Genomic DNA, 21,240 nt, shown 5'->3' on the forward strand with positions numbered 1-21,240 from the left:
GGGGATTACAGATATGGATTCACAAGGACATTATTTTGAGCCTCCCCAAGATTCCGTTTGGCCGGGGCGCGCGACCGGCCCGAAAGTGGTGGCTTTTGGCGGAGGACACGGTCTGTACGCCACCCTTTCGGCTTTGCGCCACCTCACCACGGACCTCACGGCGGTCGTTACCGTGGCCGACGACGGAGGTTCCAGCGGGCGTTTGCGTCAAGAGTTCGACCTGCTACCGCCGGGCGACTTGCGCATGGCGCTGGCGGCCTTGTGCGATGAATCCGATTGGGGTCTGACCTGGCGTGATATTTTGCAGTTTCGGTTCAAATCTAACGGGGAAATGAACGGACACAACCTGGGTAACCTGTTGCTGGCCGGTTTGTGGCAGATTCTGGATGACCCGGTCGCGGGTCTGGAATGGATGACCCGACTGTTGGATGCGCAAGGTCGGGTTTTGCCGATGTCCACTGTCCCCATGGCTATCGAAGCTGATTTGGAAGTTGACGGTCGGATTCAAACGATCCGCGGTCAATCCAAGATTGCGAAGGCACCGGGGGTGGTGCGGGGAATTCGTTTGGATCCTCCCGATGCACCGGTTACGCCCCAAGTCTTACAGGCCGTCGCAAGCGCGGATTGGGTCGTGTTGGGTCCGGGCTCCTGGTACACCTCGGTGATGCCGCACCTGCTGATTACAGATTTAAGGGAAGCACTGGTGCGCTCGCCGGCACGGAAAGCCTTGGTGCTGAACCTCAGCCGCCAACGCGGGGAGACACAAGACCTGACTCTGCCCGATCATCTGCGGGTTTTACATCAGATAGTTCCTGAGCTGCGGCTGTCGGTGGTGATTGGCGACCCCGTTTCGGTGACGGATATTGACGACTTACAAAATGCCGCTAACGACCTGGGGTGTCAGGTTATGTTGCGCCAAATTTCGGTCGGAGACGGCACCGCACGCCACGATTTCTTGCGGTTGGCGGCCGCCTTCAGGGATGCTATGAGCGGAAACTGGGGAGATTTGTCCAGTATCGAAGAGCTCGACAATCATTAGCTAGAATAGTGATTGAACTCACTAACCGGCTCGCAACCGTGTCGGTTTTTCACAACTAGGAGGAAGTGACACTATGTCCCTGACAGCAGTCGCGAAAGACGAACTCGTGGGGGTTCGCGTCGAATCGCGAGCCGATTTTCGCGCTGAAACGTCTGCGCTGCTGCGGTTTGCGGGGGGAATCCACCTGGTGGCAGGTTCCATAGTGGTGGAGGCGGAATTGGATCACCCGGATTGCGCGAAACGGTTGCAGCACGCTCTGCGGAGTCTGTACCATACGGCCTCCTCTGTGGTGGTGGTCAGCGGAACCGGAATCCGTAAAGCGGATCGCTACGTGGTGCGAGTGGTGCCGGGGGCAGAAAAACTGGCGAAAGAAACTGGGCTGTTGGACAAACAGGGCCGTCCGGTGCGGGGGCTGGCCCCGGAAATCGTGTCCGGACCCCTATCCGGCTGCGTGGCCGCGTGGCGCGGAGCCTTTCTGGCTCGCGGGTCCCTGACAGAGCCAACGCGGTCTTCGGCGCTGGAAGTGACGGCACCCGGTCCCGAAGCGGCTCTAGCCTTGGTGGGCATGGCTCGTCGTATGGGGGCGAACGCCAAGTCACGAGAGGTGCGTCAACTATCTCGGGTCGCCGTGCGGGAAAACGACTCTATTAGGGCTTTGCTGACTCAGATGGGCGCGATCACGGCTTTGCGCGAGTGGACAGATAAACGCGAAAGGCGCGAGAAACGCGGGGAAGTCAACCGGTTGGCGAATTTTGATGATGCCAATATGCGCCGGTCCACCCGGGCTGCCGTGTTGGCGGGGGCACGCGTGCGCCGGGCTTTTGAAATCCTGGGCGACGACATTCCCCCGCACCTCATTTCTGCGGGGCGGCTGCGTCTGGAATACAAGCAGGCTTCGCTGGAAGAACTCGGCCAGCTCAGCGAACCGCAGCTGACAAAAGACGCAGTGGCGGGCCGAATCCGCCGCCTGTTAGCCATGGCTGATAAACGGGCGGAGGAGCTGGGAATCCCCGACACCGAATCTGGGTTGAATCCCGAAATGCTGGAATCATGAATGCCGCCGGTCATGCCGCTTTGAGCCCGGTTCACAAGGGGGGTAACCCCGTCTGCGGTGACGTTAGGTTCCCATGAAAGCGTCAGATTTTCCCAAAGTCTCCGAGATTCCCACACAGCCGGGGGTGTACCGGTGGCGCGATGGCCGCGACCGAGTCATCTATGTGGGTAAAGCCAAGAATCTGCGCAATCGACTGACGTCTTACTTCGTAGACCCCGCCCGTCTGCATCCGCGCACCGCGAAAATGGTCGCCAGTGCCGCGTCGGTGTCCTGGGTGGTGGTCGGTTCCGAGGTTGAGGCTCTGACCTTGGAATACACCTGGATTAAGGAACACGACCCCCAGTTCAACGTGATGTTTAAGGACGACAAGTCCTACCCGTACTTCGCGGTGACGATGAACCAGGAATATCCGCGTATGGGGGTGCTGCGTACCGCGCATCAACGCGGAGTGCGCTACTTCGGACCCTACACGGCGGTGTGGGCGATTCGCCAAACCCTGGAGCTGCTGCAAAGCGTGTTTCCGGTGCGGACCTGCTCCGATGGGGTGCTTGCTCGGGCCCAAGCCGCTAACCGGGCGTGTTTGCTGGGTTATATCGGACGTTGCGCCGCGCCGTGTATCGGCCGCGTCAGCGCCGCGCAGCACCGTGAACTGGCGGAAAAAGTCTGCGACTTCATGAGCGGGCGTGATGCCGGGTTCCTGCGTGAGATTGAGACTGCCATGTGGGACGATGCTAAGTCTTATCGTTTCGAGGACGCGGCGCGGAAACGGGACCAGCTGGAGGCGCTGCGTAAGGTTTTGGAAAAAAACGCTGCCGTGCTCAGCGACGACACAGACGCGGATCTGTTCGCCCTCGAAGCCGATGAACTCCAGGTTTCTGTCCAGGTGTTTTATGTACGGGCGGGGCGGATTCGCGGGCAGCGCGGCTGGGTGAGCGCGCGGGAAGAGGACCTGGACGAACCCTCCCTGATGGCACGGGCTTTGGAGCAAATCTATGGAGAAACTGCGGCAGACATGGCCCGCGAGGGAGGCGCCACGCGTCCCCAGCGAGTCGGCCCCAGTTCCGCCAACGATATGGCTCATTTTGATACTTCCGTCATTCCCAAGGAGATTTTGGTTTCCGTATCCCCAACAGATGTGGGTGTGTTGCAGCGCTGGTTGAGTGAGTTGCGGGGCTCCCAGGTGAGTATTAGGGTGCCGCAGCGCGGGGCCAAACGCGACGCCCTGTCCCGGGTGCAGCTCAATGCGGTGGAGGGGCTGCGCCTGTACAAGACCCGGCGAGCTCGGGATTTGACGCAGCGGAACCTGGCCTTGAATGAGCTGGGACGACTGCTCGACATTGATCCACCGCTGCGCATTGAGTGTTACGACATTTCTCACACACAAGGCACATTTCAGATGGGTTCCATGGTGGTGTTCGAGGACGGCGCTCCTCGTAAAAATGCCTATCGGAAGTTTTCGATTCGAGGCGCTGACGGCACGGGTACCCCGGACGATACGACCGCCATGAACGAGGTGCTGCGTCGGCGCTTTGAACGCCTCATTCAAGAGGAAAACGGCCTGGGCGCGGCGCTGCCCGAGCCCACCGCAACAACTTCAGCGAGCGGCACGGCCCTTGTCGAAACGAAAAACCCTTCCACCCAGACGGCACGATCTAGCGCCATGCCCCCCTTGGGAACGGAGAAAGAACCGCGGCGGTTTTCCTACCGTCCCGATTTGGTCGTGGTGGACGGAGCACTGCCCCAAGTTCATGCCGCACGGGCGGCGATGGATGAGGTCGGGGTGTGGGACATTCCGGTCATCGGACTGGCAAAACGCTTGGAGGAAGTCTGGCGGGTAGACGACGACTTTCCGGTCATTTTTCCGCGTACCTCCGAAGCCCTGTATTTGCTGCAGTATTTACGTGATGAATCACACCGTTTTGCCATCAGCGCGCATCGCAAGAAACGCGCCCAGGCTATGACTCGTTCGATTCTGGATGCGGCTCCAGGAGTTGGTCCCGCCCGTCAGAAGGCGTTGCTCAAACATTTCGGATCGGTCAAGCGTTTGCGTGAGGCCAGCGCCTCCGAGATTGCCCAAGTCCCCGGTTTTGGCTTGAAAACAGCGGAAAACCTCGTGGCATTCCTGAACAATTCCGTGAATTCTGGTAAGAATTAACGCATGTCCGATAACCCGACTGAGCTGCGTCTGCGCGGAATCAGGTTTAACCTTTTAGCGAAAAACCTGGTCAGCGGGGTAGCCGTGTTACTGACTCCGGGCTTGGTATTTTTAGTTTCTCTGGTGGTTTTGCTTCACCTGTTAGGGCGGGTAGCCAGCAGTTCTCAAGGTGCGCTCAGCGTTAACCTGCCCGTGGTGGTGGGAGCGCTGATTGTCGTGGGAGTGGCCGGAGCAGCGGGGGCGTGGGCGCTCATCAGATTCATTTCCCGTTCCATAACCGATGCTGCCAGCTCGGTGCGGAGCAGTGCCCAGGCGATAGCGGCAGGAGATTTTACGGTGGCAGCGCGGGGAGTGACCAATGATGAGCTGTCTGATTTGGTGCGGGTGATGAATGAAACTCGTTTAGCTCTCAGTCAGCTGATGAATGAAACTCGCAGCGTGTACCGTCAGGTTTCTGAGGAACAAACCGGATTGCACGGTGCGGTTGGCGCCTTGGGTGAGGCCGGTGGCAAGGTCGGTCAGGAAGTCGATACGGTCACGCCCCAAGCTCAGATGCTCACCCAGTCGGCAACGGAACTGGTTGATGCCGCTGCCGAGATTTCCTCCTCCCGAAGTAACATTGCCCGTCACACTGAGGAAGCCCTAGCAATTGGGCACAGCGAAGTGCAGGACCTAGCAGAAATTTCTCAGATTATTCAAGATTTTCAATCCCACAGTCAAGAAATTTCTGTTTCCGTGGATCAGATTGCCCAAATCGCGGAACGAACCAGCCTGTTAGCTTTGAATGCCACCATTGAATCGGCGAAAGCCGGGGAAATCGGGGCCGGTTTCGCGGTCGTGGCCGGACAGATTAAAGAACTTGCGGTGCAAACCAGCACCGCGGCGGCGGCGGTTACCCAGGCTTCTACAGAGATTCAGGAACGTTGCGACCGGGCGGTGGGAGTGACTGCCGACGTCGCCGAAAAATTGAACCAAATTAATGATTCTCAGCAGGTTTCCGCCCAAGCCGTGGCTGACCAGGCCGCGGTCGTGGCCTCGATGGAGGCAGCCTGTGCGGGAGCACTTGCCCAGGCCCAGGCCTTGAGCGAGGAAATCGAGACCATCGCCGAGGCCGCCACCCAGTCTCAGACCAGTTTGCAAAACATCGACTCCGAATCCGACAAAGTGGAGGAAATTATTTCTTCCACCCGCACCATGATCCACAACCTCCAGATGATTGAGGACGCGGGGGAACGCAATCCGGAAAGCCCAGAGGAATCGGGGGAACAGTCATGAAACAAAAGCTGATCTCCATCGCGGGGCAGTTCCGGTTTACCGCGTGGTTGAGTTTTGGGTTTTCGGCGCTTTCTGTGGTGTTACTGCTGGTGGGGTTGAAGCGAATCCTCTCTCTGGGAAGTCAGCCCCAGGTCCAGCAGCGTGAAATTTTCACCCAAATCATCATCCAAGTCATTTTGATAGTGATTTTGGCCATCCTGGGGACGATCATTGGTTTTACCATGCGGGCCCGAATCCGCCGCTCGGTGAAAGCTGTGTCCCTGACCCTAGCGGACTGCGCGGCGGGCAATTTTACGAAACGTGCCCAAATCTATACCAAAGACGAAATTGCGGATATGTCGCAAGCCGTCAATGAGGCGATGGTTTCCTTGTCCTCCCTGGTGGTCAATCTGCGCAGCGGGGTAGACGGACTGCGGAACTTTGCCGTGCTTGCCGGCAGCCAGGCCGAAATCGTCAAAACGGGCAACGACCGGGTCTTAGAGAGCAGTAACCGGCTGTCTGAAACCGGGACAGAACTGGGACAGACGGCGCAAACCTTGACTGAGAACGGCACCGCGGTAGCGGGAGACATCGCCAATTTGTCCGAAATTGCCTCCAGCAACGAAATTCTGCGTTCCGAAGGCATCACGGCCGCACGCAATCTGAGCAACGCGGTCAACGAGCTGAAAACCTCGGTGGAATACATTATGGCTTTAATGACGGATATTTCTGTTATCTCGGAACAAACCAATATGCTGGCGTTGAACGCCACCATCGAGGCTGCCCGCAGCGCGGAAGCCGGGCGGGGTTTTGCTGTGGTCGCCAACCAGGCCAAAGATTTGGCTTCGCAAACTGCCCAAACTACCGGTGAGGTTATCAGCCAGGTCGCCCAGCTCCAGACCCAAGCGATAGACGGGGAACAGCGCATCGAATCTCTGTTGTCCCAGCTGGAGGCGCTGAGTGCCTCTCAACAGGCTGTCAACCAGGACGTGAACCGTCAAGAAACGGCTTTGTCCAACGCTAACACCGGCATCGACGAGGTGCGTTCGTTTTCTGACGAACTGTTCACTCATTCGCAATCCTTAGCGTCCCTCTCCCATAGTGCCCATACTGAATCTGAGCAGTTCCAAGACCACATGAGCGTGGTGCAAGACGCCGTCTCAACCTTGGATGAGCGTATGGCCCGGTTTACGGTTTAGCCCCTTCAGGATAGTTAAGCGATGCACTTTCCCCCCTCTGAATACCTGCGGCTGGTCGCTTTCGACCTTGACGACACCCTGGCACCCTCAAAAATGCCCCTTGACACCGAAATGGCGGCTGCCCTAGCTAGGCTGCTGAACAGCTACGAAGCGGCCGTTATTTCCGGCGGCCAGCTCTCTCAGTTCCAGTCCCAAGTTCTTTCCCGACTCGCCGACCAGCCGGTCCCAAAGCACACGCTGCACCTGCTGCCCACCTGCGGCACCCAGTATTACCGAATGGAACCGGGAAGCAGCCCGGATGAACTGGTGCGCGTCTACCGTCGAGACCTCGCGGCGGACCTGCGGCGACAGACTGTTGAAACTATCGAAACAACCGCTCGTGAACTCGGCTTTTGGGAATCCTCACCGTGGGGAAACATCATCGAGGACCGCGGCACCCAGGTGACGTTTTCCGCCTTGGGTCAGCAAGCGCCCCTCGCGGCAAAACGAGCCTGGGACCCCGACGGCTCTAAGAAAGCCGCGTTGGTGCAGGCGCTGGGAAAGCAGTTGCCCCAGCTGGAGGTGCGCAGCGGGGGAGCCACCTCGGTGGACGTCACGGCACGCGGAGTGGATAAAGCTTACGGCATCCGCTCCCTAATGGAATCGACCGGATACACCCCGCTCAACCTTGTGTTCTTGGGGGATCGTCTCGACGAGCGGGGCAACGATTATCCGGTGCTGGCAACCGGGGTGCCGTGTCAGGCGGTGAGCAGTCCCGCGGACACTTTGTCCTGGCTGCGGCGGTTGCTCGCCTAGCGATCCCAAGTTTCGGTTGGTGATGAACCGTTCACGGGCGATTTTGCGGCGGTCGCCCAGCAGGCGATAGCGATAGCCCCGGCCACGTTCAGGGAATCGACCCCGTGAGCCATCGCGATGCGCACCACTTTATCGGCGCGGGCAATGGTCCGCGGTTTCAACCCATCCCGTTCAGCTCCCGCAATGAGGGCAACCTTTCGAGTCGGATCAGTGGCCAATTCCGCCGCGTAATCTCGCAAGTCCTGGGAGTCCTCGCGCAAGGCCAACGCGACCAGTTCAAAACCAGCCTCGTGAAATAACGTCGGGTCGGGCCAGCGTTCCAACCGGGTCCAAGGCACTTGAAAAATCGTGCCCATCGAAACCCGTACCGCCCGGCGATACAGCGGGTCAGCGCATGAGGGCGTGACCATGATGGCGTCGTAGCCGCAGGCCGCGGCACTGCGCACTGCTGCTCCCACATTCGTGTGATCGACCAAATCTTCCAGGATTAAGACTCGGGACGAACGGTTCAGGATTTCGCGCGGATCCGGGGCCGGTTTGCGCTGCATGGCTGCTATCGCCCCGCGGTGCAGATGAAAACCCACTAGGCGTTCCAAGAGGGCTTCCGGAGCCACAAACACGGGAATGGGACCGCCGTCGTCCGCAAATCCGGTGGCTGGGCTGGCGGCGAGTAATGGGCGGATAATCTCCAACCAATGCGGGGCTAAAAGCAGGGAGCGCGGGGTATATCCGGCGCGCAGGGCTCGGCCGATAACTTCGTTGGATTCCGCCATGAACAGCCCCTGTTCCGCTTCCAGACTGCGGCGCAGATTCACGTCTTTTAACTGGGTGTAGTCACTCAGATATTCCGGGTAGGCAGTGAGGGAATCCAGGTCAATTAGCACGCTTAATTCTGCCTTTTAATCCCCAAAATTCCCAACTTTAGACCGAAAAAAAGCGGATTTACAGAGTTTTCCACAAGGGGGGCGAAATGGGGGTTTTCCACAGGTAAGAAAATCCTTTTTCGACACCCGGCCCGATTGTGAGAACACTGATAAAAAACACGACGCCAACCGAGGCTGGGGGAAAACAGAAAGGAACACCTATGGCGACTTTAGAAATTATGCAAGAACTGCGCAATTGGAGGGCTCAGGAAGTGCCGCATCATGACGTTAGTTGCGATTGTGAGCGCTGTAACTTAGCAAAAACCATGTCTTTAGAAAGTTTGCGGGGTCTTATCGGCAATCCTCAGCTGGATCCGGGCATCTACGGTCCGCGGGGCTGGACGGTGCTGGAAGGAGTCACCACCCTGGCTCTGCCGTATTCGGACTGGATGTGGTTTGACATGGCTCGCGAATATCCCGATGTGGACGTGGAGGAAATGGTTGATTATCTGCCGTACTCAGATGGAGACGCGTGGTTAGCCACCCAACTGTTGAAAGTGATACCGCCCAACGCATTGGACGAGCGGCAAAACTATGCTCCGCGGTTAGAGAATCTGTTGCGATTCGTGGCGCAGCATCCCGGTGAAACGTTCTTTTCCGGCTACATGATTGGGCCGCAGCGCTTTGATGAGCGTTTGAGCATAGATACTGTCTTTGTGTCGCCGCATCTGTTGGGGCTCGGTCCTGACGACGAGGATCCGCACGCGGCCTATGCAGGCCTCAAGTGCTTTGAGTTGGGTGAAGACGCCTGTCCCGATGAAGTCAGCGTCTTTCATAACGGGCACCTGAATCAGCAGCTGTGGCGGTTCTGGTGGGATTAGTTAGGCTCAACGCGAGGCGGGTAGGCCGTCTCAAACCGGTCAGAAGTCAGCTGTGGGTCAGTTCCCGGTTGAGGCGTGCCGGCCAGGCGGGACCCTCATAGATAAACGCGGAAAACCCTTCGATGAGGTTCGCGCCGGCAGCCAGCATAGCGCGGGCATCGTCAAGGGTCGAGATGCCGCCGACCCCGATAATGGTTTTCTCCCGGCTCAGGTTTGCTCGCAGCACTTTCACAACCTCCAGGGCACGGGTTCGCAGCGGCGCGCCAGATACTCCGCCGGCACCCAAGTCGTGCTTGATGGTCGTGTTGGTCGCCACCACTCCAGCCAAGCCCTCATCCGTAGCCAGCTGCGCTACCGCAACGATGTCCTCATCGGCCAGATCGGGGGCAATTTTTACAAACACGGGCAGCTCGGATAGTCCCTGGAACTCCAGTTCGCGTTGCACCGCTTTGACGATGGGGCGCAGGGAGGAAACTGCCTGTAGGTCACGTAATCCGGGGGTGTTTGGCGAGGACACGTTGATAACCAGGAAATCTACTAGGGCAGCCAATACCCGCGTGACTTTACGGTAATCCGCTGGGGCTTTTTCGGGGGGAGTGACCTTGTTCTTCCCGATATTGGCACCGATGATGATTCCCTCACCGTATTCGGTTCGCCAGCGCCGTAGCCGGCGGGCCGCCACTCGGGCGCCTTCGTTGTTGAAGCCCATCGCGTTGCGCAGGGCACGCTGTTGCGGGATACGCCACAAGCGTGGACGGCTGTTGCCGGGCTGCGGCAAGGGAGTGATGGTGCCGATTTCCATAAATCCAAAGCCCAGCGCGTCCCACATGGCGACCGCGCGGGCTTCTTTGTCCATGCCTGCCGCCAAGCCCAGGGGGCCGTAGGTGCGGAACTCGGTACCCGAAAGGTCGGGGTCGAAATTTGGCCGGGGCAGGGGCCAGGTAAAGGTTGGTTCACCACGGTGGACTATTCGGGAAGCCGCCTGGCGTGCCATGCCAAACCGTCCCCAAAATGCTAACCAGTCGATAGCGCGGCGATGCACCCATTCGGCATCGAGTTTCACGAAAAGGTGACGAAACACAAACTTGTACATAGGGACAAGTTTAGTCGGGTCGAAAGATGAACGGGACTAGGGACGCTTCAACGGAGACTTGGGATAATCATCGGGCTGCGTATGAACCACAAAATCCCCCAGCACATCGTCGATGAGAGCATTCAAATGGTCGTCAATAGTCACGTCTAAAGCTCCCAAATTGTCCTCTATCTGAGACGCTTTGGAGGCTCCAATAATGACGCCGGAAACATTTGGGCGAGCCAACAGCCAGGCCAAAGCCAGCTGATTCATGCGGCAACCGGCTTCTTCCGCGACTCGGCGCAATCCCTGCACCGCGGCCAGCAGGTCGTCCTGCATCCAGCGGTGCATAAACTTGGAGCCAACTTTGCTGGCCGCACGCGTTTTTTCTTTAGGAGTGTCCCCCGGACGGTACTTTCCGGTCAACACCCCTTGTGCCAGAGGAGAAAAGCACAGGTGTCCCATGCCGTTGTGTTCGCAAGCCTCGACGACACCGTCCTCGACGACTCGCCACAGCAGAGAGTATTGAGCCTGGTTAGAGACCAGGGGAATCTTCAGTTCGCGGGCCAAATGCGCTGCATCGCGAATCTGGTCGGGATACCACTCGGAAACCCCAACGTAGAGAATCTTTCCGGCCCTCACCAGGTCGGAAAAAGCCAGCATGGTTTCTTCCAGCGGGGTTTCATAATCGAAACGATGCGCCTGATAGACATCCAGGTAATCGGTGCGCAGCCGCTTCAAAGAGTTGTGGCAAGACTCAAAAATATGTTTGCGGGACAGTCCGGCATCGTTTGGTCCGAAACCCTTGACCGGCCAATAGACCTTGGACATCAGTACCAAGTCTTGACGATCCACGTCCCGCAAAGCCCGACCCAGGACTTTTTCGGCAGCGCCGTTGGCATAAACATCGGCGGTATCAAATGTAAAAATTCCGTTCTCAAGGGCGGTCCGAACGATTTTTTCCGCAGTTTTGTCTTCTATCTGGGCTCCGTGAGTGAGCCAGTTCCCGAGGATCAGCGAAGAAATCTTAAGTCCAGAGTTACCTAAATAACGTGTGTCCATGATGCCAGTCTATAAGTTATAGAGCGTTGACCGCGACTCTTAACGGGCGGTAAACGCTGAATTTACGCTAATTTAACAATAAAACAGCGCGTTTATCAGGAATCTCGCTGCCGTTTAGCGGACTTGCCGCGCCCCACCTGAGGCTTCGGGCTGCGCCACCGGCGAATCATGATGGCGCGCGTAAAGGCATACCAGCGCAATCCCCGTGGGACATTGTCGGCACCCAGACGTTTCACCACCATCCGTCGGGCTTGTCCCGCGATGAAACCGGCATCTAACATACCCAGAATCAAAACGGCGTAAGAGCCAATTAAAGTCCAGGTATTGACTTTTTGGGCCAGATCCGAGTTTTGCCGGTTCAAAATGGAAACAGCAATCAAGCTGAGGGCCATGAGCGTCAGCATCGTCACAATCATGAATTCAGCGAAACTGTAACGTCCGTCGATGTAGTCCCGGGTCATCCGGCGAGCTTGGCCGCGATGTTGGTAAGGCAGCAAATCTTCACGCCCCGTGCGCAAACCTTCCTGTTCGCGTTCGTAGCGACGACGCGATTCCGCGCGCGCCCGCTCTTTCGCGACTTTCTTGTCAACCCCCAGCAGTCCCTGGTAGTTGCGGGCTTCCTGCTGTTTACGAGAAGGGGTAGGCCCCTTCTTTTGGCGTGGGTTGGTGGTGGTTTTCGATTCGCCCGTGTTTTCAGCTTCGCTTGGCTGCTGCTTTTTTAATAGACTCATGATAGGCAAATCATGCCACAGATTTTTTATGTTGGAAAACCGGCAAAGTGACCGGCAAACGAAATAAAGGGAAAGGAAAATGCGGTGGAGGAAGTAACCTTGCGCGAACGCGCAACTGCCGATTTCAACAATGTAGTCGAGTTCTTGAAAGGCTTGGTGCGGATTCCCGCGGTGTCCTCTCTGCCGGAACATGCCTCGGATATGCAGGCCAGCGCGGAATACATTGTGAAGAACCTGGAGGCAGCTGGAGCCACGACGCGCATTGTGACCGTCACAGATTCGAAAACTGGATTAGTTTCTCGTCCTGCAATTTTGGCTGAAAAGTCCGGACCGGCTGGCGCTCCCACCGTGCTGCTCTATGCGCACCACGACGTGCAGCCCACCGGGGACTTGGATAAGTGGGATTCGGATCCGTTTGAGCCGGTGGAGCGCGACGGCCGTCTCTATGGCCGCGGTGCCAGCGATGATGGAGCCGGGGTGGCCACCCACTTGGGAATGCTGCGGGCGTGGGGCGATGAACTACCCGTCAACGTGAAAATCTTTATCGAAGGCGAGGAGGAAGTTGGCTCTCCCACCTTTACCGCCTTTCTGGAACAGAATCAGGAATTCCTGCAGGCTGATGTCATCATCGTGACCGATTCCGGGAACTGGGATGTGCACCAGCCAGCCTTGACCACCGGTCTGCGCGGCGTGTTGAGCGTAGACGTGAGCGTCAAGACTTTGGACCATGCCGTGCATTCCGGGGCTTTCGGCGGGGTCACCGTAGATGCCCTGACCTGCCTGTGCCGGCTCATCGCTACTTTGCACGATCACAAGGGCAGTGTGGCGGTGCCAGGATTGGTGACGAATACAGTGGCGGACGTGGACTACCCAGAAGATGACTTGCGGAAACAAATGGGTGCTGTGGCGGGACTGGAACTGACGGGAACTGGTGACCTCGCCTCCCGCCTGTGGACCCAGCCGGCCATCAGCGTCATCGGGATTGACGCGCCCAGCGTCGCGGCCAGCTCGAATACGATTATCCCGCAGGCGAAAGCCCGGATTTCTATGCGGATTGCCCCCGGTCAGGACCCTCAAGAGGCAGCTCAAGCACTGTCGGATTACCTGTTCGCCAACGCTCCTTTCGGAGCCGAAGTCAGCGTGGAGTGCCTGGAAGCCGGTCCGGCCTATGCCGCCAATCTGGATTCTCCGGTGCTGGCTTTGATGCACGGAGCCCTGACCGATGCGTTTGGGGTCAAGAGCGTCAATATTGGGCAAGGTGGCTCGATTCCCTTCATCGCCACTTTCCAGGAGTTTTTCCCCGCTGCCGAAGTCCTCGTGACCGGGGTAGAGGATCCCTACACCAACGCCCACTCGGAAAACGAATCCCAAGATTTAGCTGATTTACAAGGGGCGGTGCTCGCCGAGACCCTGCTGTTGGGGCGGTTGGCTCACGACTCGGCAACGGCGCTCAAGTAGGTTCAGCCCGGTGCGAATCCAGATTCTGGCGACTCCCGAATTCGCCGATTTTGCTCAGGACTTTTGCGGCGCGTGGGGCCAGTACCATCCGGCTGACACCCTGCACCTGGACGTGGCGGATTTGCAGCCGGCCCAGCCGGCACGAGCGAAGTGCACGAGCCCGGCCGCGTTCAACTCGGCCGTTCCCACCCCGGACAGCACCGGCACGGCGCTTGTGAAAGGACTGACCATTGTCAGCCTCCGGCAAGTCCGGCTGGACGCGCAGGCCGATTTATACCTGGTCATCCAACCGGAAATCACCGATGTTCCCGGCCCAGCTGACTTGGCGAACCTGGTTGTGGCTCGGGCGGCACGGCGAGGCATTCAACCAGTGGTGGTGTTGGCTGCGGATTCCCCGCTGTCACGCCGCCAGCTGCAGGAATCGGGCATCGCCCAAGCCTACTTTCTCACCGAACACCCCGCACGTAGTGCCGCGCAGTGGGGACGTATCCTGGGCCAAACCTGGCATTTGCCCGATTGAAAGCAATGAGACTGCCCGACAGGTGGCGATATGCCCAGGTCAGGGCGGTACCGAAACTGAGGAAGAAAAAACGACATAAATAAGGTTAGACTAAGTTGCAGTGTTTTTCATGAAAGGAATATAGATGGAGACAGCTTCTTTGACCCACGAGGTCACTTTGACGGATGCCGCAGTAGCAAAGGTTAAATCCTTGCTGGAACAGGAAGGCCGCGACGATTTGCGGTTGCGCGTGGGCGTAGCTCCCGGGGGCTGTTCCGGTTTGATTTACCAGCTCGAATTCGATGACGAACTGTCCGAAGACGACGCGGTACGGGATTTCGATGGCGTTGAGCTGGTCGTTGACAAAATGAGCGTGCCCTACCTGGCTGGCGCCACGGTTGATTTCCAGGACACCTTGGCTCAGACCGGATTCGTTATCGATAACCCCAATGCGGTCAACACCTGTTCCTGCGGAGGTTCCTTTCACTAGGGCAATCCTGGCAGGTGTCGCGGCGATCTCGGTTTTCCGGGCTCGCCGCTTTTTTAGCGCTACGAGGTGCGGTTCAGCGGTTTAGGGGCGTGCGCTGAGGTAACAAAGTCGAAAAGTTGGTAACAATTAGGCCCGAACGAGGGCTTTTTCACGGTAAAATCAAGTTTGAACAATTCTGAACTTGAGTATTCCTGGGGAGTATCGTGTTACGAAAAATTGCCTTGGCTCTAACGGCTGCTAGCCTCGCGCTGTCGCTTTCTGCCTGTTCTAAACCTGCTGGCAGCGAAATGCCTACCGTGGCTTCGCCCCAGTTCGGGACGGTTCCAGAGATTAATTTCCCGGCAGCCCCGCCGCCGGAGGCTCCCGTAATGAAGGTGCTCGATGACGGCGACGGAAAAGGCGAAGCGGTCAAGGACAATGACTTGGTCGTAGTGGATTACTACGGCAAAGTCTGGGGCGGCGATTTGATGCCCGATTCCACCATTACTGACGCGGCGGGACCGCGCGCGATTTCACTGGCTAATCCGCCGATTGAAGGCTGGAAAGAGCTGAGTGGGGTCAAGGTTGGTCAGCGGGTTCTGCTGATTCTGCCCCCGAACAAGGCTTACGGTGATATGGGTGCCAGCAGTATTGGGGTTAAAAAGGGCGACACGCTGGCCTACGTGGTGGACGTGCGTTTAGCGGTGTCCGCGGACGCGGCCTCCAAGTTCCAGGTCACTCCTACCAATAACCCTTTGCCAGAAGGAATCAGCATTGAGACCGACGGCCAAGGCGCATACACCCTGAACACCGTGGCGGCAGGGGCATATCCCTCCAAACAAACCACCGCGGTTCATGCCACTGGCGACGGCCCGGCAGTCGAAGCGGGACAGGGCGTCATCGTGAAACGGGTCAGTACGGATTGGAACGGACAGACCACCGCCGCAGACTGGAATGCCGGTGAGTTACTTTCGGTTTCAGCTGACTCTTTGGGGCTGGCTGATTTGCCGCTGGGCAGCCTGGTCTTGGTCCTCACTCCAGCTACGCCCACGGCTGACCCCCAGGCGGAATTGTTGCAGCTGGTTTCCGCTTACGATACAAACCGTTAACCCCGCGTGTTACGGGACGCGAAACTGGAATTTTGGTGAAAAGAGGAGCAATCTTGCAACACCTACAGAAACGACTAGCGGTTCTTTCCCTGTTTGCTTTGGCCGCCGCGGGTTTGACAGCGTGCCAAGAGACTCCCAGAGAGGACAACGCCCCGCTGGCCAACCCGAAAAACTGTGTTAAGACCATTACCCCGTCCACATCCGCGGAACCCGCAGCGGTAAAACCGGTAGAAAACGGACCGGTTCCCGCGGTGAATCCCCCCGATGGTTTCGGGACGGAACCGAGCATTGCGGCGGGAACGGGACCGGCTCCTAAAGATTTCATTCGCACCGTGCTACATGAAGGTACCGGAACCGTCGTTTCCGCGAACGCTGACGTCATCGTTCATTACAAGGGGCAAACGTGGAACGGTGAAGTCTTTGACAATTCCTGGCAAAAGGGCGAACCCGCCCACTTTTCTCTGGGCAGCAACATTATCGAAGGTTGGACCTGGGGTTTGGCCGGGCGTAACGTCGGGGATCGGATTGAGCTCGTCATTCCGCCGCGCCTAGCATACAAGGAGCTCACGGAACGGGAACAAGCCGCCAAAGACGCCGGACAGCCCTTGCCGGGTAAGGTTCACCCGCTGGCCGGCGAAACTTTGGTGTTCGTCATTGACATCCTGTTCGCGCCTCCGGTCACGGAAGAAACCCAGCTGGCGGCCTATACCCAGCTTCTGGCGCAGTCCCAACCTACCGGGGCGAAACTTCCTGACGGCCTGCGCATCTATTGCAGTCCCGGTACTGAACCCCAGCCGGCATATGTCGAAGGTTCAAAAGTTCCCGGCAAGCCCTTCAACGTTTGGACTTTGGCAGGCCAGGGACAGCCCATTCAGGCTGGCGACCAGGTCGGATATGTGGTTGTTTCCGGTTCTTGGGGAGACAAGCCCACCTCGACTTGGATTAACGGCCAGGGCGTTTTGTGGGCGGATGCGGAAACCATGAAAGCCGTGGGCAAAAACGTCGGCTCTCGGCTGGTGATGGTGGGGCCTCCGAACAAATCCGCACCGCGCGGGGTCGTCCAGATTGTCGATATCGTAGACGCTATTGCTCTTCCAACTTTGGAATAGGCAGGTACACAGGATTCCTCTGGTTGGCAGGCTCGGGCTACGCCCGCCGGTGGGCGCAGCTGAACTGTTTGGCGTGCACACCATCGGTAGGTAAAATGTTCATGTCTTCAGTAAAGGAGCAAATTCTATGGAAGCAATAGCAGGCACCGATGCCGTGCAAGTCATGCTTTTCAGTGGCAATCCCCATACCCGTCAAACTGTCATGGATGCGGCCGGACTCAGCGGTAGTTTTGATATACCGCCGATAGAATGGCAGGAAGTGGCGACCCCGGATGCGGTGAAACAAAATTTCGCTGAGAACCGCTATGCGGCTCTGGTGCTTGACGCTGAAACCTATCAGGAGGGCGGGCAGTCGGTGGCTCGTTGGCTCAATATCCATGCGGATAAAGTTCCGCCTATCATCATGCTGGTGGCTCGCCAACAGGACGAATGGATGTCACGCTGGTCCGGGGCCAGCTATTGTGTGCCGGCTCCCTACGAGGCGGACGCCGTGATGGCGGCCTTAAAGCAGGCTCTTTCTGAGGCGGCTTGAGAGCCTTAGCGCCGGCGGATGGGCAGAAGCAAACCCATACCCACCGCTAGTGCCAGCAGGCACACAGTGGCTGCCACTGCCGAATAAGCCGGTTGCGTAATCCCCAGGATTATGAAGCCGATGATGGCGGCAACCAGCAGCAGCCAACCGACCTTGGTGCGTGTCCGCAAAGTCGGTAAAGGGGGATTGGGAGCCACGAAGCCTTCAGTGTCTTCCGCTGGAGTCCAGTCCCGAGGTCCGAAACCTCCGAGTTCGGGAGTGGCCGCCGCGAGTTGTTCGAAACGGCGGTTGACTTCCTCAGGGGTTTCCTCATCGCGATCCTTGTGACCGCTTCGTTTACGAAACGTCATATTTGAACTATACATGAAGCCCTTTGGGCACTGGAGGTATCGACTGTGTACAGATTCTCGAAGTTTGTCGCCGGACCGTTGTTGCGCCTCTTGTTTCAGCCGTGGATACGTGGAGCGGAAAACATTCCCGAAACCGGACCGGCAATTTTGGCTTCCAATCACCTCGCCGTCATCGACTCGGTGTTCCTGCCGCTGATGAGCAAGCGGGAAATTACTTTCGTTGGGAAATCTGATTACTTTACCGGCACCGGCTTTAAAGGCTGGATTACTAAGCATTTTATGCAGTCCGTGGGGGTCATTCCAGTAGACCGTTCCGGCGGCAAAGCCTCCCAGGTCGCTTTGGATAAAGGTCTGCAGGTTTTGGAACGCGGCGGGCTGTTCGGTATTTATCCCGAAGGCACCCGCTCCCCGGACGGCAGGCTTTATCGTGGAAAAACGGGGATTGCCCGGCTGTCTCTCATCAGCGGTGCCCCGATTATTCCGGTGGCGATGGTGGGAACGAACAAATCGCAGCCTATCGGCAAGACCATCCCCAAGCTTGAGCGCATTGGGGTCATTATCGGAAAGCCTCTGGACTTCTCCCGATACAAGGGTATGGAGAATAATCGCTACGTGCTGCGTTCCATCACTGACGAAGTCATGTATGACCTGATGCTGCTGTCCGGCCAGGAATACGTTGATGAATATGCCGCCAATGTGAAAAAACGCCTGGAGACACAGCGAAAAGCCGGCAAGGAAAACGGCAAAGACTCTGAAACAGCCGCAAGTGAGGCGGGGAATTCGGATACTTCCTCTTCCGAGGAACAGCCGGATACCACACCAGACTTAGCCACCCAACACGGCGATGAATCATAGAATGTTAAGGAATAGAACAACGAGAAAGGCAGAAATATGGCTCTGAAGCGAGTAGCTCTGTTGACGGCCGGCGGTTTTGCGCCGTGCCTGTCCACCGCGGTGGGCATGTTGATTGAACGGTACACCGAGTTGGAACCGGAGGTGGACATCATCGCTTACGAGCACGGCTATCACGGTCTGCTCACCGGCAAGTATTTGCAGATCGATGATGACGCCCGAGCTCATGCCTCCCGTTTGCAGCTCTATGGCGGTTCGCCCATCGGTAACTCCCGAGTCAAGCTGACGAACACCGCCGACCTGGTGAAACGCGGTCTTATCAAGGAGGGTGAGGACGCCCTGAAAGTCGCTGCCGACCAGCTGGTAAAGGACGGTGTAGATGTACTGCACACCATCGGTGGGGACGATACGAACACGACCGCAGCAGATCTAGCAGCCTACCTGGAAGCGCACAAGTATCACCTCACGGTGGTGGGCTTGCCCAAGACGATTGACAACGACGTGGTGCCGATTCGTCAATCTTTGGGTGCCTACACGGCGGCGGAAAATACTTCCCTTTTTGCCCAGCACATTATTTCTGAATCCCGAGTATCTCCGCGAATGCTGATTGTGCATGAGGTAATGGGACGCAACTGTGGTTGGCTGACAGCTTACTCGGCAAAGCTGTACCGCGAGTGGCTGGACCAGCAAACCTTTGTGCCATCGGTGGGGTTGGACCGTAAACACTGGGATATTAACGGTATCTACGTGCCGGAGATGCACATGGATATCGAAGCCGAAGGCAAACGCCTCAAGAAAATTATGGACGAAAACGACACCGTCAACATTTTCCTATCCGAAGGCGCCGGGGTCATGGATATTGTGGCCGAGATGGAGGCTCAAAACCAGGTCGTCAACCGTGACGCGTTTGGGCATGTGCGTCTGGACGAAATCAATCCGGGACAATACTTTGCCAAGCGTTTTGCCAAGGCTGTAGACGCCGAAAAAGTCCTGGTTCAAAAATCCGGCTACTTCGCGCGTTCCGCCCCGTCCAATCAAGCTGACTTGCAGCTCATCAAGGGCATGGTTGACCTCGGCGTGCAGTGCGCTATCGCCGGAGAATCCGGGGTCATTGGACACGATGAGGAAAATGGCAACCGTTTGAGCTGTATCGATTTCCAGCGCATCAAGGGCGGCAAGCCGTTCGACGTGAATCTGCCGTGGTTCCGCCAGATGCTCCAGGAGATTGGCCAAGCCTAGGCTTTTCAGGTTTTCTCACCTGCCTCGCTCCGGGTTAAACTATAGGAAAGTTGCCCGGAGCGAGGGCTTTTAATGGCAAACACACGAAGTGGGAACGCGGAAATGGTCTTGAATACACTACGGGATTTTGAAACTGTCTGGCGTGGCGCAGCCGCTTTCCAGCAGCCGCACTATCCTGACCCAGCCAAGGTCACCGAGGTCTGTGCCGCTCTGAAACAGCGCCCGCCGCTGGTTTTTGCCGGAGAGGTCAACGAACTGCAAAACCTGATGGCACAAGCTTGTGTCGGGGAGGCTTTCGTGCTGACCGGAGGGGATTGCGCCGAAACGTTCGCGGAGTCCACAGCCGACCACCTGAAACTAAAAATTCAGACCATCCTGCAAATGGCCGTCGTTTTGGCCTACGGCGGGGGACTGCCCATCATCAAAATGGGCCGCATGGCAGGCCAATATGCCAAACCCCGCTCTTCTGACACGGAAACCCGCGACGGGGTGACTTTGGAGTCTTACCGAGGCGACGCGGTCAACGGACACGAGTTCAACGCAGAGTCGCGCACCCCCGACCCGCGCCGGCTCATGTCTTGCTACCAGTATTCCGCCGCTACGCTGAACCTGATTCGGGCGTTTACCCAGGGCGGTTACGCGGATATGCGCCGGGTCCACGAATGGAACAAAGGCTTCATGCGCAACCGGGCTTACTCGAAATTCGACGACCTGGCTACCGCGATTGACGCGGCCATGCAGTTTATGAAAGCCACCGGGGTTCCCTCGGACGCGCTGCGAACCACCGATTTTTATGCCTCACATGAAGCGCTCCTCCTAGAATACGAAAGTGCTCTGACCCGCGTGGATTCCATCAGCGGGGATCTGTACGACACCTCCGCGCACTTCTTGTGGATTGGGGAACGCACTCGTCAGGTGGACGGGGCACACGTGGCTTTGCTGTCCCAAGTGAAAAATCCGCTGGGAGTTAAGCTGGGGCCGAATTCGACTCCTGATGACGTGAAAGGACTCGTGGAACGGTTAAACCCGGAGGGATTGGCGGGACGTTTGACTTTCATCACCCGGATGGGAGCCAGCAATATCCGGGAAAAACTTCCCCCCCTGTTGCAGGCCGGCAAAGACACCGGCACTCCTCTGGTGTGGATGTGCGATCCGATGCACGGCAACACGGTAAAGACCGGGTCGGGCTACAAAACTCGTCACTTTGAGACGATTCTGGACGAGGTGCGGGGATTTTTTGCCGCGCACGAGGCCGTGGGGACGGTTCCCGGGGGCATTCACGTGGAACTAACGGGCGAGGACGTGACCGAAATTGTTGGCGGTACGGAAACTATCGACGAATCCGCCCTTGCCAACCGTTACGAAACGTTGGTCGATCCCCGTCTAAACCACCAACAAGCCCTGGAACTGGCTTTCTTAGTGGCGCAAATGCTGGCTCAGGCAAAACCGGGAATCCAACCGGCTGACTTAGAGAACTTCCCGGCACTGGGTTTTTAATCCACGCCTGTCTGGCATCGC

Annotated in this window: 21 protein-coding genes; 16 read left to right on the forward strand and 5 right to left on the reverse strand. The window is 57.6% G+C overall.

Translation table 11 applies throughout. The features are described from left to right. Positions 1–13 precede the first annotated feature (13 nt). The 6 genes from yvcK (at position 14) to Q0X47_RS01165 (ending at position 7,496) form a co-directional block, all read left to right on the forward strand. Positions 14–1,039: a uridine diphosphate-N-acetylglucosamine-binding protein YvcK gene (yvcK, locus tag Q0X47_RS01140; RefSeq protein ID WP_297721771.1), complete on the forward strand. Its 1,026-nt coding sequence runs from the start codon at positions 14–16 to the stop codon at positions 1,037–1,039. 73 nt (positions 1,040–1,112) lie between these two features. Further along, the gene (gene whiA / locus Q0X47_RS01145) at positions 1,113–2,093 is read left to right on the forward strand and encodes a DNA-binding protein WhiA (RefSeq protein WP_297721774.1); all 981 of its coding nucleotides are present in this window, start codon (positions 1,113–1,115) and stop codon (positions 2,091–2,093) included. Between the two features lie 73 nt (positions 2,094–2,166). Continuing rightward, on the forward strand, positions 2,167–4,248 hold the full coding sequence (gene uvrC, locus Q0X47_RS01150; RefSeq protein ID WP_297721777.1) for an excinuclease ABC subunit UvrC: 2,082 nt from the start codon (positions 2,167–2,169) through the stop codon (positions 4,246–4,248). Positions 4,249–4,251: 3 nt separating this feature from the next. Next, positions 4,252–5,523, forward strand: coding sequence for a methyl-accepting chemotaxis protein (locus tag Q0X47_RS01155; protein WP_297721780.1), 1,272 nt, complete (start codon positions 4,252–4,254; stop codon positions 5,521–5,523). Continuing rightward, the gene (locus Q0X47_RS01160; RefSeq protein ID WP_297721782.1) at positions 5,520–6,701 is read left to right on the forward strand and encodes a methyl-accepting chemotaxis protein; all 1,182 of its coding nucleotides are present in this window, start codon (positions 5,520–5,522) and stop codon (positions 6,699–6,701) included. Before Q0X47_RS01155 ends, Q0X47_RS01160 begins: the two co-directional genes overlap by 4 nt. A gap of 21 nt (positions 6,702–6,722) precedes the next feature. Next, on the forward strand, positions 6,723–7,496 hold the full coding sequence (locus tag Q0X47_RS01165; protein ID WP_297721784.1) for an HAD-IIB family hydrolase: 774 nt from the start codon (positions 6,723–6,725) through the stop codon (positions 7,494–7,496). Here the strand turns inward: Q0X47_RS01165 and Q0X47_RS01170 are convergent. Next, a complete protein-coding gene (locus Q0X47_RS01170) occupies positions 7,493–8,380 on the reverse strand; it encodes an RNA methyltransferase (protein ID WP_297721788.1) in 888 nt (295 codons plus the stop codon). The two genes, Q0X47_RS01165 and Q0X47_RS01170, sit on opposite strands and share 4 nt — an antisense overlap. A gap of 200 nt (positions 8,381–8,580) precedes the next feature. Between Q0X47_RS01170 and Q0X47_RS01175 the strand changes: the two genes are divergently transcribed. After that, the gene (locus tag Q0X47_RS01175; RefSeq protein WP_297721792.1) at positions 8,581–9,240 is read left to right on the forward strand and encodes a hypothetical protein; all 660 of its coding nucleotides are present in this window, start codon (positions 8,581–8,583) and stop codon (positions 9,238–9,240) included. 46 nt (positions 9,241–9,286) lie between these two features. Here Q0X47_RS01175 and Q0X47_RS01180 read toward each other — a convergent pair whose 3' ends face one another. The 3 genes from Q0X47_RS01180 to Q0X47_RS01190 all read right to left on the reverse strand — a co-directional run bounded on the left by Q0X47_RS01180 (position 9,287) and on the right by Q0X47_RS01190 (position 12,105). Beyond that, a complete protein-coding gene (locus tag Q0X47_RS01180) occupies positions 9,287–10,333 on the reverse strand; it encodes a quinone-dependent dihydroorotate dehydrogenase (RefSeq protein ID WP_297721795.1) in 1,047 nt (348 codons plus the stop codon). A 36-nt stretch (positions 10,334–10,369) separates the two neighbouring features. Continuing rightward, a complete protein-coding gene (locus tag Q0X47_RS01185) occupies positions 10,370–11,374 on the reverse strand; it encodes an aldo/keto reductase family protein (RefSeq protein ID WP_297721798.1) in 1,005 nt (334 codons plus the stop codon). A gap of 95 nt (positions 11,375–11,469) precedes the next feature. Continuing rightward, the gene (locus Q0X47_RS01190; RefSeq protein ID WP_297721801.1) at positions 11,470–12,105 is read right to left on the reverse strand and encodes a DUF3043 domain-containing protein; all 636 of its coding nucleotides are present in this window, start codon (positions 12,103–12,105) and stop codon (positions 11,470–11,472) included. 84 nt (positions 12,106–12,189) lie between these two features. Between Q0X47_RS01190 and Q0X47_RS01195 the strand changes: the two genes are divergently transcribed. From Q0X47_RS01195 to Q0X47_RS01220, 6 genes are all read left to right on the forward strand, one after another. Continuing rightward, entirely contained in the window at positions 12,190–13,563 is a 1,374-nt protein-coding gene (locus Q0X47_RS01195; protein WP_297721803.1) for a dipeptidase, read from the forward strand. A 10-nt stretch (positions 13,564–13,573) separates the two neighbouring features. Further along, entirely contained in the window at positions 13,574–14,083 is a 510-nt protein-coding gene (locus Q0X47_RS01200; protein WP_297721805.1) for a hypothetical protein, read from the forward strand. A gap of 124 nt (positions 14,084–14,207) precedes the next feature. Next, complete coding sequence (gene erpA / locus Q0X47_RS01205) at positions 14,208–14,552, forward strand: iron-sulfur cluster insertion protein ErpA (RefSeq protein ID WP_297721807.1); 345 nt, start codon at positions 14,208–14,210, stop codon at positions 14,550–14,552. 203 nt (positions 14,553–14,755) lie between these two features. Continuing rightward, on the forward strand, positions 14,756–15,640 hold the full coding sequence (locus tag Q0X47_RS01210) for an FKBP-type peptidyl-prolyl cis-trans isomerase (RefSeq protein WP_297721810.1): 885 nt from the start codon (positions 14,756–14,758) through the stop codon (positions 15,638–15,640). A gap of 53 nt (positions 15,641–15,693) precedes the next feature. Continuing rightward, positions 15,694–16,749 (forward strand): FKBP-type peptidyl-prolyl cis-trans isomerase, encoded by a 1,056-nt coding sequence (locus Q0X47_RS01215; protein WP_297721813.1) that lies wholly within the window; start codon positions 15,694–15,696, stop codon positions 16,747–16,749. A gap of 127 nt (positions 16,750–16,876) precedes the next feature. Next, positions 16,877–17,281 carry a DNA-binding response regulator gene (locus tag Q0X47_RS01220; RefSeq protein ID WP_297721816.1) on the forward strand — a complete coding sequence of 135 codons (405 nt, stop codon included), beginning with the start codon at positions 16,877–16,879 and terminating at the stop codon, positions 17,279–17,281. A 5-nt stretch (positions 17,282–17,286) separates the two neighbouring features. Here Q0X47_RS01220 and Q0X47_RS01225 read toward each other — a convergent pair whose 3' ends face one another. Further along, positions 17,287–17,631: a hypothetical protein gene (locus Q0X47_RS01225; RefSeq protein WP_296181167.1), complete on the reverse strand. Its 345-nt coding sequence runs from the start codon at positions 17,629–17,631 to the stop codon at positions 17,287–17,289. A 45-nt stretch (positions 17,632–17,676) separates the two neighbouring features. Here Q0X47_RS01225 and Q0X47_RS01230 point away from each other — a divergent pair, with 45 nt between their 5' ends. The 3 genes from Q0X47_RS01230 to Q0X47_RS01240 all read left to right on the forward strand — a co-directional run bounded on the left by Q0X47_RS01230 (position 17,677) and on the right by Q0X47_RS01240 (position 21,219). Beyond that, positions 17,677–18,486 carry a 1-acyl-sn-glycerol-3-phosphate acyltransferase gene (locus Q0X47_RS01230; protein WP_297721819.1) on the forward strand — a complete coding sequence of 270 codons (810 nt, stop codon included), beginning with the start codon at positions 17,677–17,679 and terminating at the stop codon, positions 18,484–18,486. 36 nt (positions 18,487–18,522) lie between these two features. Further along, positions 18,523–19,722: a pyrophosphate--fructose-6-phosphate 1-phosphotransferase gene (locus tag Q0X47_RS01235; protein ID WP_297721822.1), complete on the forward strand. Its 1,200-nt coding sequence runs from the start codon at positions 18,523–18,525 to the stop codon at positions 19,720–19,722. Between the two features lie 102 nt (positions 19,723–19,824). Next, on the forward strand, positions 19,825–21,219 hold the full coding sequence (locus Q0X47_RS01240; RefSeq protein ID WP_297721825.1) for a class II 3-deoxy-7-phosphoheptulonate synthase: 1,395 nt from the start codon (positions 19,825–19,827) through the stop codon (positions 21,217–21,219). Positions 21,220–21,240: the final 21 nt, after the last annotated feature.

The organism is uncultured Mobiluncus sp., assembly GCF_947254095.1.
GTDB lineage: Bacteria > Actinomycetota > Actinomycetes > Actinomycetales > Actinomycetaceae > Mobiluncus.

Coding starts and splice junctions, on each gene's coding strand:
- Q0X47_RS01235 (WP_297721822.1), top strand. CDS start 18,523: ATGGCTCTGAAGCGAGTAGCTCTGTTGACGGCCGGCGGTTTTGCGCCG.
- Q0X47_RS01165 (WP_297721784.1), top strand. CDS start 6,723: ATGCACTTTCCCCCCTCTGAATACCTGCGGCTGGTCGCTTTCGACCTT.
- uvrC (WP_297721777.1), top strand. CDS start 2,167: ATGAAAGCGTCAGATTTTCCCAAAGTCTCCGAGATTCCCACACAGCCG.
- Q0X47_RS01185 (WP_297721798.1), bottom strand. CDS start 11,374: ATGGACACACGTTATTTAGGTAACTCTGGACTTAAGATTTCTTCGCTG.
- Q0X47_RS01240 (WP_297721825.1), top strand. CDS start 19,825: ATGGTCTTGAATACACTACGGGATTTTGAAACTGTCTGGCGTGGCGCA.
- yvcK (WP_297721771.1), top strand. CDS start 14: ATGGATTCACAAGGACATTATTTTGAGCCTCCCCAAGATTCCGTTTGG.
- Q0X47_RS01180 (WP_297721795.1), bottom strand. CDS start 10,333: ATGTACAAGTTTGTGTTTCGTCACCTTTTCGTGAAACTCGATGCCGAA.
- Q0X47_RS01155 (WP_297721780.1), top strand. CDS start 4,252: ATGTCCGATAACCCGACTGAGCTGCGTCTGCGCGGAATCAGGTTTAAC.
- whiA (WP_297721774.1), top strand. CDS start 1,113: ATGTCCCTGACAGCAGTCGCGAAAGACGAACTCGTGGGGGTTCGCGTC.
- Q0X47_RS01220 (WP_297721816.1), top strand. CDS start 16,877: ATGGAAGCAATAGCAGGCACCGATGCCGTGCAAGTCATGCTTTTCAGT.
- erpA (WP_297721807.1), top strand. CDS start 14,208: ATGGAGACAGCTTCTTTGACCCACGAGGTCACTTTGACGGATGCCGCA.
- Q0X47_RS01160 (WP_297721782.1), top strand. CDS start 5,520: ATGAAACAAAAGCTGATCTCCATCGCGGGGCAGTTCCGGTTTACCGCG.
- Q0X47_RS01225 (WP_296181167.1), bottom strand. CDS start 17,631: ATGACGTTTCGTAAACGAAGCGGTCACAAGGATCGCGATGAGGAAACC.
- Q0X47_RS01190 (WP_297721801.1), bottom strand. CDS start 12,105: ATGAGTCTATTAAAAAAGCAGCAGCCAAGCGAAGCTGAAAACACGGGC.
- Q0X47_RS01175 (WP_297721792.1), top strand. CDS start 8,581: ATGGCGACTTTAGAAATTATGCAAGAACTGCGCAATTGGAGGGCTCAG.